Origin of the sequence: Actinomyces slackii (assembly GCF_900637295.1) — a bacterium.
Classification (GTDB): Bacteria; Actinomycetota; Actinomycetes; order Actinomycetales; family Actinomycetaceae; genus Actinomyces; species Actinomyces slackii.
In genome coordinates this window covers 1,708,966-1,722,610 of record NZ_LR134363.1, presented here as the reverse complement: position 1 = coordinate 1,722,610, position 13,645 = coordinate 1,708,966, and the positions used below count along the sequence as shown (strand labels likewise).

The window sequence follows — 13,645 nt, the reverse complement described above, 5'->3', positions numbered from 1 at the left end:
AGCCCGACCCACCGCCGCCGGGCCGCCTCCACTGTCATCCCACTGATGAGGAAACACCATGCATGACCCCAAGCGCTCCCTGTTCGACCAGGCCCGCGAGGACCTGGCCACCGCCCGCCGGCGCGACCCCGCGGCGCGCTCCAGCGCGGAGGTCGCGCTGCTCTACCCCGGCGTCCACGCGCTGTGGGCCCACCGCGCCGCGCACAAGCTCTGGCATCGCGGCCACCGCTTCGCCGCGCGAGCCCTGGCCCAGATCGCCCGCAGCGCCACCGGCATCGAGATCCATCCAGCCGCCAAGATCGGCCAGCGCTTCTTCATCGACCACGGCATGGGCGTGGTCATCGGCGAGACGGCCGAGGTCGGCGATGACGTCCTCATGTTCCACGGCGTCACCCTGGGCGGAGTCTCCATGAACCCCGGCAAGCGCCACCCCACCATCGGCTCCGATGTGCAGATCGGCGCCGGGGCCAAGGTCCTGGGGCCCGTCACGGTCGAGGACGGGGCGAAGATCGGCGCCAACGCGGTCCTGGTCAAGAACCTGCCCCAGGGGCATGTGGCCGTGGGCGTGCCCAGCCGGGCCCGTGACCCGCGCACGGATCCCGAGCTCATGCTCGACCCCACCATCTACATCTGAGGCTCCCCCGGCCCGCGTCACCAGGGCGGAGGGCATCGCAGAAGATGTCAGTGCGCCTGGCAGGCCGGGCACCAGAAGAGCCTGCGCCCGGCCAGGTCCTGCTCTCGCACCGCGGTCCCGCAGCGCAGGCATGGCCGCCCGGTGCGGTGGTAGACGTACCAGCGCCGCGCCTCCTGGTCTCCCGGGACCGGCTGGTCGGGGACGTCACGAGGATCAACGGTGGTGATGAAGCCCGTGGCCACGCCGTAGTCCATCAGTGGGACCAGGTCCTCCCAGATGGCCCGCAGGCGCGCCTGCGAGATCCGGTTGCCCGGGCGCAGCGGCGCCACGCCCACGCGGAAGAGGACCTCGGCGCGGAAGATGTTACCGGCCCCGGCGATGACGGCCTGGTCCATGAGCAGCTCGGCGATGGCGCGCCGCCGGGAGCGGGCCGCCTCCACGAAGACCTGTGGATCGCCGTCGGCTCGCAGCGGGTCGGGGCCCAGACGACGGCGCACCGCAGCCACGCCCCGCCCATCCAGCACCTCGCATGCGGCCGGCCCGGTCAGATCCGCCACCCCATGCTCACCCTGGAGGCGCAGGCGCACCGCGCCGCGCGGGTCAGGAGGCTGCCAGTCATCGGGAGCCGGAGCCGTCGGGCGCCCATCGTGGTCCTGCCCGCCGCTCAGCCCGGCGAGCGCTGACCCTCCCCCACCGCTCAGGGCATGCTCGCCGCGCTCCCCCACCCGGCGCCGCGGTGCCCCGATGGCGTGGGGCGCGGTGAACTCCCGATCGCCGTCGAAGGTCCATGAGCCGTACAGGCCCAGGTGGATGCGCAACCAGGTGACGGCCTCCTCCTCCAGCGGCATCCCCGCCTCGGGGCCGAAGGGGAGGAAGAGGTGCTTGCCGTGGGCCTGAGCGCCAAGGAGCACCTGGCCGTCCACGCGCTGCGCGCCGGCGCTGAAGCGCCCCTGGGGCGAGGAGGCGCGCAGGCGCTGTCCGCCGTAGAGCTCGCCAAGGGCGGCCGCCAGGCGGTGGATCGTGTGGCCCTCGGGCACGGCGCGCGCCTCTCAGCCCAGAGTGCCCGGCTGGCCCTCATGGACGCGCAACTCGTAGTCGACGAGCTGGGCGATGCGCCTGACATGCCGCTCATCGCCGCTGAAGGGCTCGGCGATGAAGGCATCGATGATCTCCAGGCCCTGGGCCAGGGAGTGCATGCGCCCTCCCAGGGCCACGATATTGGCGTTGTTGTGCTGGCGGGCCAGTTGGGCGGTCTCCACCGACCAGGCCAGGGCCGCGCGCACGCCGTCGACCTTATTGGCGGCGATCTGCTCGCCATTGCCGCTGCCGCCCAGCACCACGCCCAGGCTGCCGGCATCGGCCACCACCGCCTCCCCGCACGCCAGGCAGAAAGCGGGATAGTCATCATCCGGGTCATAGGCGAAAGCGCCGTGGTCGACGACCTCGTGCCCGGAGTCGCTGAGATGGGCGGACAGCGCCGCCTTGAACTCGAAACCGGCGTGGTCGGAGGCGAGGTGGATGCGCATAAGCGGATTGTGCCTCACGCGAACACCTGTGCGCACCCCGGGGTGAAGGCGGCTCACCTGCGGGGACAGCGCTAGCGTGTTCGCATGACTACCGCCTCCCCCTCGGAGCCCGCACTGTCCGCCCCCACCCTTCTGGCCGGAGTCCTCGACACCGAGGCGCGCGACACCGACGTGCGCCCCCAGGACGACCTGTTCCGCCACGCCAACGGCACGTGGCTGGCCACCGCGGAGATCCCCGCCGACCGACCGGGGACCGGCTCATTCGTCGCGCTGCGCGACGCCGCCGAGGCCGCCTGCCACGAGCTCATCGAGGAGGCCTCCCAGGCCTGGGTGACGGCGCAGCAGCCGGTGCCATCCTCCAACCGGGACAAGATCGGCGCCCTGTACGCCGCCTTCATGGATGAGGATCACCTGGAGGAGCTCGGCGCCTCCCCCCTGGCCTGCGATCTCGCACCGATCCTGGGTGCCAGTGATAAGGACGCGCTGGCGCGCGCCCTGGGGGCGGCCGCCCCCGCCGGCTTCATGGGCCCCATCGAGGCCGATGTCGAGGTCGACCTCAACAACCCCGACCGCTACACGACGTGGATGGGCCAGGCCGGCATCGGCCTGCCCGACGAGTCCTACTACCGCGAGGAGTCCCGGGCCGAGCTGCGCGCCTCCTACACGGGGCACATCGGCCGGATCCTGGCGCTCGCGGATCTGCCCGCGGCCCTGGGCTCCCCCGCCTCCGAGCTGGCCGAGCGCATCATGGCCCTGGAGACGGCTCTGGCCAAGGGCCACTGGGACAGGGTCTCGTGCCGGGATGTGGAGAGGATGAACAACCCCTCCTCCTGGGATGAGGCCGTGGCCAGCGCGCCGGGGTTCCCCTGGGCTGCCTGGCGCGAGGGACTGCGCCAGGCAGCCGCGGGCTGCGGGGTCGAGTCCACGTCATTCCTGGACGAGGCCATCGTCACCCAGCCCGACTACCTGCCGCATATGGCCGGCGTGTGGCAGGCCACGGACCTGGAGGACCTGCGGGCCTGGGCGGCCTGGCACCTGGTCCACGCGCGCGCCTCCCTGCTCTCGCGCGCCTTCGTCGAGGAGAACTTCGACTTCTACCGGCGCACCCTCCAGGGAACCGACGAGCTGCGCGCCCGCTGGAAGCGCGGCGTGGGGCTGGTGGAGTCCTGCCTGGGCGAGGCACTGGGAGAGCTCTACGTCGAGCGCCACTTCCCCGCCTCCCACAAGGAGGCGATGGAGGCCCTGGTCGACCGGCTCATCGAGGCCTACCGGGACTCGATCACCTCCCTGGAGTGGATGTCGGCCGCCACGCGCCAGCGCGCCCTGGACAAGCTGGAGCTCTTCACCCCCAAGATCGGCTATCCGGTGCGCTGGCGGGACTACTCCGCCGTCGCGATCACCCCCGGGGACCTGCTGGCGAGCGTGCGCAGCGTCGAGGCCGCCGATCTGGCCCGCTCCCTGCGCAAGCTCGAGGGGCCGGTGGATCGCCAGGAGTGGCACATGACCCCCCAGACGGTCAACGCCTACTACAACCCGACCATGAATGAGATCGTCTTCCCCGCCGCGATCCTCCAGCCCCCCTTCTTCGACCCCGACCTCGATGACGCCGTCAACTACGCGGGCATCGGCGCGGTGATCGGCCACGAGATCGGCCATGGCTTCGATGACCAGGGCTCGACCTTCGACGGCACCGGGAAGGTCTCCGACTGGTGGACGCAGGCCGACCGGGAGGCCTTCACCCAGCGCACCACCGCCCTCATCGAGCAGTACGAGGCCTACACGCCCGCCGCGCTGGCGGCCAAGCACGAGGCGGCCGGAACCCCCGCCGAGGATGTGCCCCATGTCAACGGCGCCCTGACGATCGGGGAGAACATCGGCGACCTGGGCGGCCTGGGCATCGCCCTGAAGGCCTACCGCCTGGCCCTGGCCCACCGGGGCATCGCCGTGGAGCAGGCCCCCGTCATCGACGGACTGACCGCCCTGCAGCGCTTCTTCTACTCCTGGGCGCGGATCTGGCGGGCCAAGAACCGCGACGACTACGCCGAGCTGCTGCTGACCATCGACCCCCACTCGCCGGCCGAGTTCCGCTGCAACGGGATCGTGCGCAACATCGACGCCTTCTACGAGGCCTTCGATGTTAAACCCGGAGATGCTCTGTGGATGGCCCCTGACCAGCGCGTATGCATCTGGTGAACCCCGAGTCGGCCCGCAGGTGCCGTTGAAGATCACATTTTCGCAACGAAAACAGTTGGCAGAGGCCCCCTGGTTCGCGTTAGTCTCTATCTTGTCACATTGGCATCACGACGCCACCTTCCTACCCATCCCACCCTTGGAGGTCTCCAATGCGTCTCGGACGCCCCCTCGCCGCGCTTGGCGCTGGCACCGCTATGATCGGCGCTTCCCTGGTCGCCGTTCCCGCCCTGGCTGATGAGGCCACCAACGGCAACGGAGCCACCAGTTTCGCCATCGCCCAGCCCAATGACCCGGCCGTTGACCCGGCGAACACCGCCTACGCGGTCTCCGGAGTCGGATGCACCGGACAGGACGCGCAGGTCATCGTCGGCCTGGTCCCGCCCGGTGGGAACGATGCGGATCTGAGCCGGACCGTCACGGTCACCCCCAGCGCTGACGGCTCCTGGTCCACCACGCTCAACATCCCCGAGCAGGTCGCCGGCGGCGACACCGCGAAGGACGGCTGGAGCGTCGCAGCCGCCTGCGGCGCCTACAACCAGCAGACTGCCCTCGCCGGCTACCCGGTCTTCTTCGACAACACCGAGGTCACCGGCAACTTCACGATCACCTCTGAGAACGGTGCCACCACCTTCAACGTGGAGCTCTCCGGACTCTCCGCCGGCGAGACCGCCCGGCTCACCCTGAACTCCGAGCCGGACCAGGCTGAGGTCGCCGAGCTCGGCTCGATCACGATCAACGCCGACGGCACCGGCACCGGCTCCTTCCCCGCCCCCGCACTGCCCGACGGCACCTACCGACTGGTGATCGTCGGCAGCCGTTACGGGGAGGGCGCCTCGTCCACCAAGCTGATCCAGGTCTCCGGCGGCACCTACTCCACCGTGGATGACGCCAACCAGGACGGCGGTAGCGGCGACAGCAACAGTGGCGGCATGGGCGGCGGCACCACCACCAACACCGGTGACGCCGGCTCGACTGAGGCCGGAAGCACCGAGAAGGGCACCACGGTCTCGGTGACCGCTGGCGCGACCCACGCCGCCGGCGCCAAGACCGACGGCAAGGACCTGGCTCGCACGGGCACCAACGGCCTGCTCATCGGCGGTGGCGCCCTGGCGCTGCTGGCCGTGGGCGGTGGAGTGCTCGTCGCTCGTCGCCGCAAGGCCTGAGACAGACGCACAATGACAGGATGACCCGCTCGTCCTCATCATCCTCCGCCGGGGAGGGAGCACTGAGAAGCGCTCCCTCCCCGGCGGAGGCTTTGCCCGCGGACGCCGATCCACCGCGGCGCAGGCGGGGCAGGCGGGCCAGGGCCGCCTTCTCGCACTGGTCGCGTCGGCGCAGGGTCGCCGTCGTCTCCGGCCTGCTCGCCGTGGCGCTGGCCGGCGTCGCCTGCATCGATGCCGCTGTGCTGGCTCATCGCCCCCAGCGCGTCGAGGTCGCCATGCCCCATGCCGCCGACCCCTCGGCAGCGCCCCCGCAGACCTGGCTGATCCTGGGCGTCGACTCCCGCCAGACCGTCCCCGAGGGCCCCAATCACTATGGGACCACATCCGATGTGCAGGGCTCCCGCGCGGATATCATCGCCGTCGCACAGCCCACCGAGGCTGGACTGACAGTGCTGTCCATCCCCCGCGAGCTGACTCTGCGATCCAAGGATGGAGGCATCGAGCGCCTGGCCACCAGCCACCTCGCCGGCCCACAGGCCACCGTCGACCTCCTGTGCCACGGACTGGGCGTGACCACCACGCACCTGGTCACCATCGACATGGCCCAGTTCGCCGGGATCGTCGACTCCCTGGGCGGAGTCGAGGTTGAGATCCCCGAGCCCGTCCGGGACTCCTACTCGGGACTCTCCCTGCCCACAGCCGGCACGCATCGGCTCGACGGCGTCCAGGCCCTCGCCCTGGTGCGCTCGCGCCACCCAGAGGTCCTGCGCGAGGGCACCTGGACCGCTCTCGACGAGGCCGAGGGGCACCAGAGGCGGGCCGAATCGGTCTCATCCGTGATGCGCGCGCTCGTGGCCTCCCTGGCCAAGGACGCCTCCCGCCCCTGGAGCGCACATCAGCGCGCCCACAGCATCGCCGGCAACCTGACTCTCGATCACGGCACCGGCCTGATGGACCTGTACTCCTTCGCCAGATCGGCCACCGCCGCCCGCGATGGTGGCGCCCTCTCCCTGGTCAGCGTCCCCGCCCCCGCTCAGGGCAACGGCCTGATCGCCTTCAGCAGCGATGAGACCCGCGCGGTTCTCGCCGAGCACGGGTACTCCCCCGGCTCCTGCGAGCCTGCCGGGAGCTGACCTCGCCCGATCGAGGCGGCTGCGCATCGGCACGCAACCTTCCTGATTGGGCGAGTGCCGCGGCGCGGTGCGACAATCCTGGCACTGTGACCGAGCGCCCCGGCCTGGCCGATGAGGTCGCCGAGGCACGCACCCCCGTATTCCCGCAGACAGGAGCACCATGCCGGGTCAGAACCTCACGCGCGAGGAAGCGATCGCGCGCGCCGCCACCGTGACCACCTCCAGCTACGACGTCGTCCTGGATCTCACCCGTGGCGAGACCACCTTCAGGTCAACGACCACCGCCCGATTCACCGCGACGCCGGGGGCCGATACCTTCATCGACCTGGTCGCCCCCACCGTCCACTCCATCACCCTCAACGGACGCGAGCTCGATCCCGCCGCGGTCTACGCGGACTCCCGCATCATCCTGGAGGGCCTGGCCCAGGACAACGAGCTGGTTGTCGTGGCGGACTGCGCCTACATGCACACCGGTGAGGGCCTGCACCGCTTCACCGACCCCGCCGATGGACTGACCTACCTCTACTCGCAGTTCGAGGTCCCCGACTCCCGCCGCGTCTACGCCGTCTTCGAGCAGCCCGACCTCAAGGCTTCCTTCACCTTCACCGTCACAGCCCCCAGCTCCTGGACGGTCTTCTCCAACTCCCCCACCCCCGAGCCCTCGAGCGCCGGCGAGGACTCCCACACCTTCGCCTTCGCCCCCACCGAGCCCATGAGCTCCTACGTCACCGCGATCGTGGCCGGGCCCTACACGGGGGTCACCGATGCGTACACCGCTGCCGACGGCCGCACGGTGCCCCTGGGCGTCTACTGCCGCGCCTCCCTGGCCGATCACCTGGATGCCGAGGAGATCCTGGAGATCACCAAGAAGGGCTTCGCCTACTACGAGGATCTCTTCGACACCCCTTACGCCTTCTCCAAGTACGACCAGATCTTCGTGCCGGAGTTCAACGCCGGAGCCATGGAGAACGCCGGCTGCGTGACCCACCGCGACGACTACGTCTTCCGCTCCCGGCCCGTCCAGGCGCGGGTCGAGCGGCGGGCCGTGACCATCCTCCACGAGCTGGCGCACATGTGGTTCGGAGACCTGGTGACCATGACCTGGTGGAACGACCTGTGGCTCAACGAGTCCTTCGCCGAGTACATCTCCACCCTGGCCACCGCCGAGACCACCCGCTTCACCGACGCCTGGACCACCTTCCAGACCATCGAGAAGGCCTGGGCCTACAACCAGGACCAGCTCTCCTCGACCCACCCGGTGGCCGCCGAGATCAGGGACCTGCACGATGTCGAGGTCAACTTCGACGGCATCACCTACGCCAAGGGCGCCGCCGTGCTGACTGCCCTGGTGGGCTATGTGGGGCGGAAGAGCTTCTTCACCGGCATCGCCAACTACCTGGCGGCCCACGCCTACGCCAACGCCGAGCTCTCCGATCTTCTGTCCGAGCTCGAGGCGGTCTCCGGACGCGATCTGTCGACCTGGACGCGCCTGTGGCTCCAGGAGGCCGGGGTGACCACCCTGCGCACCGAGCTGGACCTCGATGAGGCCGGCACCATCACCCGCGCGGCTATCCGCCAGGAGATTCCCGCGGGCTCCCCGGCCTCACTGCGCCCCCACCGCGTGGCCGTGGGCTGCTACCGCCTGGAGGACTCCGGGCGCCTGGAGCGCACCGGCCTCATCGAACTCGACGTCGACGGCGAGCTGACCCCCATCCCCGACCTGGTGGGCCAGTCCCGCCCCGATGTCCTGATGCTCAACGACGAGGACCTCACCTACGCCAAGGTCCGCCTTGACCAGGCCTCCCTGGCCACCGGCCTGGAGCACGTCGGGGGCTTCACCGCCTCCCTGCCGCGCTCCCTGGTCCTGGCCTCGGCCTGGGACATGGTGCGCGACGGCGAGCTGGCATCCTCGCGCTTCCTTGGCGCCGCCCTTGAGGCCCTGGCCGTCGAGGAGCACTCCTCGGTCATCCAGGGGCTGCTGGGGCGCATCACCACCTGCCTGTCCTTCTACCTGCCCCCCGAGCTGCGTCGCGACAGCGCCACCCAGGTGGCCGAGTCGCTGTGGGGTCTGGCCCGCGCCGCGGCGCCCGGCAGTGACAAGCAGCTCCAGCTGGTGCGCGCCCTGGCGGCCCACGCCGTCACAGCCGACCAGCTCGACGCCGTCGAGGGTCTGCTGGAGGGCGGTCAGGCCCTCGAGGGGCTCGTCGTCGACCAGGATCTGCGCTGGGAGCTGCTGATCGGACTGGTGTCCGCCGGGCGCTGCGGCCAGGCGCGCATCGATGCCGAGCTGGAGCGCGATGTCACCACCACTGGCCGCGAGCGCGCCGGGGAGGCCCGGGCGGCCATCCCGACCCCGCAGGCCAAGGAGGCGGCATGGCGCGAGCTCGTCGACAGCGCCTCCATGCCCAATGAGACCCAGGTGCGGATGCTGCGCGGCCTGACCAATGTGGAGCGCGATCCCGAGCTGCTGGCGCCCTTCGTGGCCGAGTATGCCCGTGAGGCTGCCGGGATCTGGGAGTCGCGGACCTTCCACATGGCTGAGAACCTGCTGTCGGGCCTGTGGTCGGATGCCACGGTCGGCCTGGAGGGGCTTGACCCGATCGGCGCCCTGGAGGCCTGGCTGGCCGAGCACGCTGAGGCGCCCGCGGCTCTGCGCCGCATCGTCCAGGAGAACCTGGACACCGCGGTGCGGGTGGCTGGGGCCCAGGCCGCTGAGCGGGCCGCCCGCTGAATCGCTGACCCGCGTCCAGGCAACCATCGTGGCGCCTGGACGCGGGGCGGGCCACGGGTCAGGGCGAGTGCGGGCGAGCCGAGCCCCAGCCCATGAGGCCGGGCAGCATGGCGGCGGTGCGCCTCAGGTTCTCCTCGCCCTCATCCAGCGCCTCCGCCAGAGTGCAGGGTCCGGGCACGATGGGCAGGACCGCGCTGATGCCCGACTCCAGGAGCCGCTGCCAGCCCTGCCCCACCCGTCCGGCCAGGACGACGACGGGCACCCGGTGGGCGATGGCGATGCGGGCCACGCCCCAGGGGGTCTTGCCGGCCAGGGTCTGCTCATCGACGCTGCCCTCTCCGGTGATGACCAGGTCGGCACCGGCGATCATGCGCTCCAGGCCGACGAGCTCGGCCACCACCTCGACCCCTGGGCGCAGGCCCGCGCCCAGGAACTCCAGGCCCGCCCATCCCAGTCCCCCCGCGGCCCCCGCTCCTGGGGCGTTGCGCCTATCGGCGCCCAGGTGCTGCGCCGCACGGTCGGCGAAGCGGGCCAGCGCGGCATCCAACGCGGCCACGTCCTGGGCCCCTGCCCCCTTCTGGGGCCCGAAGACGGCGCTGGCCCCACGCTCGCCCAGGAGGGGGTTGTCGACATCGGTGGCCAGGAGGATCTCGGTGCCGGCGAGCCTGGGATCCAGCCCGGCAGTCTCGATGCTCTCCAGGTCCCGCAGCCCGGCGGGCCCCGGGGCGATGGGCTGGCCGGCGGCGTTGAGGAGCCGTGCGCCCAGGGCCCTGAGCATGCCCGCGCCGCCGTCATTGGTCGCGGATCCTCCCAGGCCCATCACCAGGCGCCTGGCCCCCAGGTCCAGTGCCCTGGTGATGAGCTCGCCCACGCCTGCGGAGTCGGCAGCCCAGATGTCGCGCTCATCGGGGGCGATGCGCTCCAGGCCCACGGCCTGGGCCGCCTCGAGGCAGGCCGTGGCGGTGGTGGGGTCCCAGGCCAGGGTCGCCTCGGTGGGGCGGCCCAGCGCATCGGCGACGCGCACCGCCACCTCCTGCCATCCCCCGGCACTGACGAGGGCGGCAGCGGTTCCCTCCCCGCCGTCGGCCATGGGGGCGTGCAGGCAGCGGATGGTGGGATCCGCCGCAGCGAGCCCGTGGGCGAGTGCGGCGCAGGCCTGTGAGGCGCTGAGGGACTCCTTGAAGGAGTCGGGGGCGAGAACCACGGTGGTCATCATCGTTCTCCTTGGTGCGACCGGTCCGGGCGTGCGCCGGATCCGTGGTTCCAGGCAAGCCGGAGACCCCCGGCCTGTCAAGCGCCGATCGCACCGCCCGATGCCGCCAGCCGGTCACCGTCCAAGCGGTGCGCCCCGCCGCTGCCCCGGGATGCGGGCCGGGACCGCATGCGGCGGGCCACAATGAGGCTGGCCAGTCGCCGCCCGTCCGACCAGACCCAGGAGGAGCCCATGCCCCAGTCGCCAGGAACCACCCGCCCCTTGAGCGCAGGAGGCTCGTGATGAGCCTGGAGGTCTGCGCGCCCGTGGCCGGCACCGTCATCGCGCTCGCCCAGGTCCCCGATCCGGTGTTCGCCGGCCGGGTCCTGGGCCCGGGCATCGCCCTGGATCCCGATCGCGCCGCGGGTCGCACCGCCGTGGCTGTGGCGCCCCTGACCGGGAGGGTGACCAAGGCTCATCCCCACGCCTTCATCGTCGCCGACGCGCAGGGCCGCGAGGTGCTGGTCCACCTGGGGATCGACACCGTGAGCCTGGAGGGCCGGGGCTTCACCGTCCATGCCGTCGCGGGCGCCTTCGTGCGGGCGGGCACACCGATCATCACCTGGAGCCCTTCCGCCGTTGAGGCCGGGGGCCTGAGCCCGATCGTCCCCGTCCTGGCCATGGGGGGCGATGAGGGCGCCCTGGCCCCGGTCCCCGCCGGCACGGCCCTGGCCGCAGGTGATCTGCTCATGACCTGGTCCTGAACCGGGCCGTGAATCGCCCAGGGCGGGTCAGGAGCCCTGGCCCATCTCCTCTCGGACCGCCTTGAGCAGACTGGCCAGGCGGACGTTGCCGGGCAGGTCCTCGACGAGGACCACCTCACCCGAGCCGTCGGCCAGGGGCATCTTCCAATTGGGGTACTCGGTGTCCGTGCCCGGCTGGTTCTGGGCCCTGCGCTCGCCGACGCCGTCGACCAGGGCCACGCCCACCAGCGCCGAGGGGGTGCGCACGATGTAGCGGTGCAGGGCCTCGACGATGGTGCGCTCAGTCGGCTGCTCCTCCAGCAGACCGTGATCGCGCAATCGCACGAGCATCCGCTCGCGCTCCAGGCGGGCCTCGGCGCGCACGTGATCCACCGAGTCGGTCAGCAGGCCCAGGCGCTCGCGCAGCTCGACATGCTCATCGGCCAGGTAGCCGGCCGTGGGCGGCAGATCGTGGGTCGAGACCGTGGACAGGGCCAGGCGCCGGTAGGCCTCGGGCTGCAGGGGCCAGCCGTCATCCTGCTTCTCGAACCACAGCACGCTGGTTCCCAGCACCCCGCGGCTGGCCAGGTAGTCGCGGGCCCAGGGCTCCACGGTGCCCAGGTCCTCGCCGATGATGACGGCACCGGCGCGATAGGCCTCCAGCAGCACGACGCCGACCATCGCCTCGTGGTCGTAGCGCACGTAGGCGCCCGAGGAGGCGCTCCTGCCCTCCGGGATCCACCACAGGCGGAACAGTCCGATGACGTGGTCCACGCGCAGAGCACCGCAGTGGCGCAGCACCATGCGCACCATGTCGCGCAGCGGGGCGTAGGCGGTCTCGGCCAGGCGCACCGGGCTCCACGGCGGCTGAGACCAGTTCTGGCCCTGCTGGTTGTACATGTCGGGCGGCGCGCCCACCGTCACCCCGGGGGCGAAGGCCTGGGGGTCGGACCACACGTCAGCGCCGCGGGGGTGGACGCCCACGGCCAGGTCAGCCATGATGCCCAGGGCCATGCCCGAGGCCAGGGCCTGGGCCTGGGCGCGGGCGAGCTGCTCGTCGATGATCCACTGCAGCCAGGCGTAGAAGTCGATGCGCTCGGCCAGGCTGTGGGCCTCATTGGCCACATAGGCGGATTCGGCGTCGTGAAGCGTGGACGGCCACTGCGCGAGCGGGCCGTACTTCTCGGTCAGGGCGCTCCACAGGGCGAAGCGCTCCAGGCCCTCGCCCTGCTCGGCGCGGAAGCGCTCGAAATCGCGCTGGCGGGAGTAGGACCTGCCTGCGGCGAAGACGACCTCGAGGGCCTCGCGCTTGGCCTTCCACACCGCGTCGCGGTCGATGGGCTCGGCGTTGAGGTTGGACTCCTGGACCTCCTCGGCGGCCCACTGCACCAGGGAGCGGCGCGGACCTGACAGGCGCGAAACCTCCAGGATGGCCTCTGGGCGGATGTATATCGGGTTGATGAAGCGGCGCGTGACCGGCAGGTAGGGCGAGGGCGTCATCTCCCCGGCCGGCTCGGCGGCGTGCAGGGGGTTGATGAGCAGGAAGTCCGCGCCCTGGTCGCCCAGGTAGCTGGCGATCTCGGTCAGGTCGTCGGCGTCGCCCACGCCCCAGGACTCTCGCGAGCGCACCGAGTAGAGCTGGGCCATGGCCCCCCAGCCGCGCTCCCCCATGGAGGCGGGCAGGTCGAGGTGGTTGGGCGTGATGATGAGCGAGGAGGTGGCACTGGAGGCCGGCTGGCCCTGAGCGGGGCCGATCTCAGCGACGAGCGTGTGCCACCCCAGGGGCAGGTCGGCGGGCAGGCCGAAGGAGGCGCGCCCGCGCAGCACGCCGTCGACCTCCCGCGGCAGGGTGAAGTCCTCGATCTGGGCCAGAGGGCGCTCCCCGCCCTCCTCCAGGACCACGCGCAGGCTCGCATCCGCGCCATCGGGAAGGTGAACGGTGACGGTTGAGGCCCCTCCTCCGCGGACCACCACGGTGGGGGGCAGGGTGGCTCGCCAGGGGGCGATGTCATGCTCGCGCAGGGCGGACTCGATCTCCTCCTCAGTGCGAGCCTGAACGCCCAGCGCGGCTAGGACCGCGACAAGGGTGGCCCTGTTGGGAGAGGCGAGTCTGCCGTGGAAGTCCCAGTACTCAGTGGAGACACCATGGGCCTCGGCGAGCTGCTTGAGTCGCTCGGATGCGGGTGCGTGGTCGTCATTGAGCTCAGTCATGTGGGTGGGTCAGCCTTGCGGTTTGCGGTGATGCGCGAGGATGCGCGGGACGCCCCGCCGGACGGGGCTGGCGGGTGCTGGAGCCAATTCTGCCCTGTTCACCACCGGGCGGGAGACCG

At 71.4% G+C, this 13,645-nt stretch carries 10 protein-coding genes; 6 read left to right on the top strand and 4 right to left on the bottom strand.

Annotated elements, in window-relative coordinates:
- Positions 1–58 precede the first annotated feature (58 nt).
- A complete protein-coding gene (cysE, locus tag EL266_RS07100; RefSeq protein WP_026427148.1) occupies positions 59–634 on the top strand; it encodes a serine O-acetyltransferase in 576 nt (191 codons plus the stop codon).
- Between the two features lie 47 nt (positions 635–681).
- Here the strand turns inward: cysE and EL266_RS07095 are convergent, their stop codons facing one another.
- Together EL266_RS07095 and EL266_RS07090 are read right to left on the bottom strand one after the other, a co-directional pair.
- Complete coding sequence (locus EL266_RS07095) at positions 682–1,671, bottom strand: Fpg/Nei family DNA glycosylase (RefSeq protein WP_026427147.1); 990 nt, start codon at positions 1,669–1,671, stop codon at positions 682–684.
- A gap of 12 nt (positions 1,672–1,683) precedes the next feature.
- Positions 1,684–2,160: a ribose-5-phosphate isomerase gene (locus tag EL266_RS07090; RefSeq protein ID WP_026427146.1), complete on the bottom strand. Its 477-nt coding sequence runs from the start codon at positions 2,158–2,160 to the stop codon at positions 1,684–1,686.
- A gap of 84 nt (positions 2,161–2,244) precedes the next feature.
- Here EL266_RS07090 and EL266_RS07085 point away from each other — a divergent pair, with 84 nt between their 5' ends.
- The 4 genes from EL266_RS07085 to pepN all read left to right on the top strand — a co-directional run bounded on the left by EL266_RS07085 (position 2,245) and on the right by pepN (position 9,380).
- Positions 2,245–4,353, top strand: a complete 2,109-nt coding sequence (locus EL266_RS07085) for a M13 family metallopeptidase (protein ID WP_026427145.1) — start codon at positions 2,245–2,247, stop codon at positions 4,351–4,353.
- Between the two features lie 194 nt (positions 4,354–4,547).
- Positions 4,548–5,516, top strand: coding sequence for a hypothetical protein (locus EL266_RS07080; protein WP_051281254.1), 969 nt, complete (start codon positions 4,548–4,550; stop codon positions 5,514–5,516).
- 20 nt (positions 5,517–5,536) lie between these two features.
- Positions 5,537–6,649, top strand: a complete 1,113-nt coding sequence (locus EL266_RS07075) for an LCP family protein (RefSeq protein WP_051281252.1) — start codon at positions 5,537–5,539, stop codon at positions 6,647–6,649.
- A 160-nt stretch (positions 6,650–6,809) separates the two neighbouring features.
- Positions 6,810–9,380, top strand: coding sequence for an aminopeptidase N (pepN, locus tag EL266_RS07070; RefSeq protein ID WP_026427142.1), 2,571 nt, complete (start codon positions 6,810–6,812; stop codon positions 9,378–9,380).
- A gap of 58 nt (positions 9,381–9,438) precedes the next feature.
- On the opposite strand, the gene EL266_RS07065 is transcribed toward pepN, so the two are convergent.
- Positions 9,439–10,596 (bottom strand): glycerate kinase, encoded by a 1,158-nt coding sequence (locus tag EL266_RS07065; RefSeq protein WP_026427141.1) that lies wholly within the window; start codon positions 10,594–10,596, stop codon positions 9,439–9,441.
- 278 nt (positions 10,597–10,874) lie between these two features.
- On the opposite strand from EL266_RS07065, the gene EL266_RS07060 reads away from it, so the two are divergent.
- On the top strand, positions 10,875–11,336 hold the full coding sequence (locus EL266_RS07060; protein WP_026427140.1) for a PTS sugar transporter subunit IIA: 462 nt from the start codon (positions 10,875–10,877) through the stop codon (positions 11,334–11,336).
- A gap of 27 nt (positions 11,337–11,363) precedes the next feature.
- On the opposite strand, the gene malQ is transcribed toward EL266_RS07060, so the two are convergent.
- Positions 11,364–13,526 (bottom strand): 4-alpha-glucanotransferase, encoded by a 2,163-nt coding sequence (gene malQ, locus EL266_RS07055; protein WP_026427139.1) that lies wholly within the window; start codon positions 13,524–13,526, stop codon positions 11,364–11,366.
- Between the last annotated feature and the right edge of the window lie 119 nt (positions 13,527–13,645).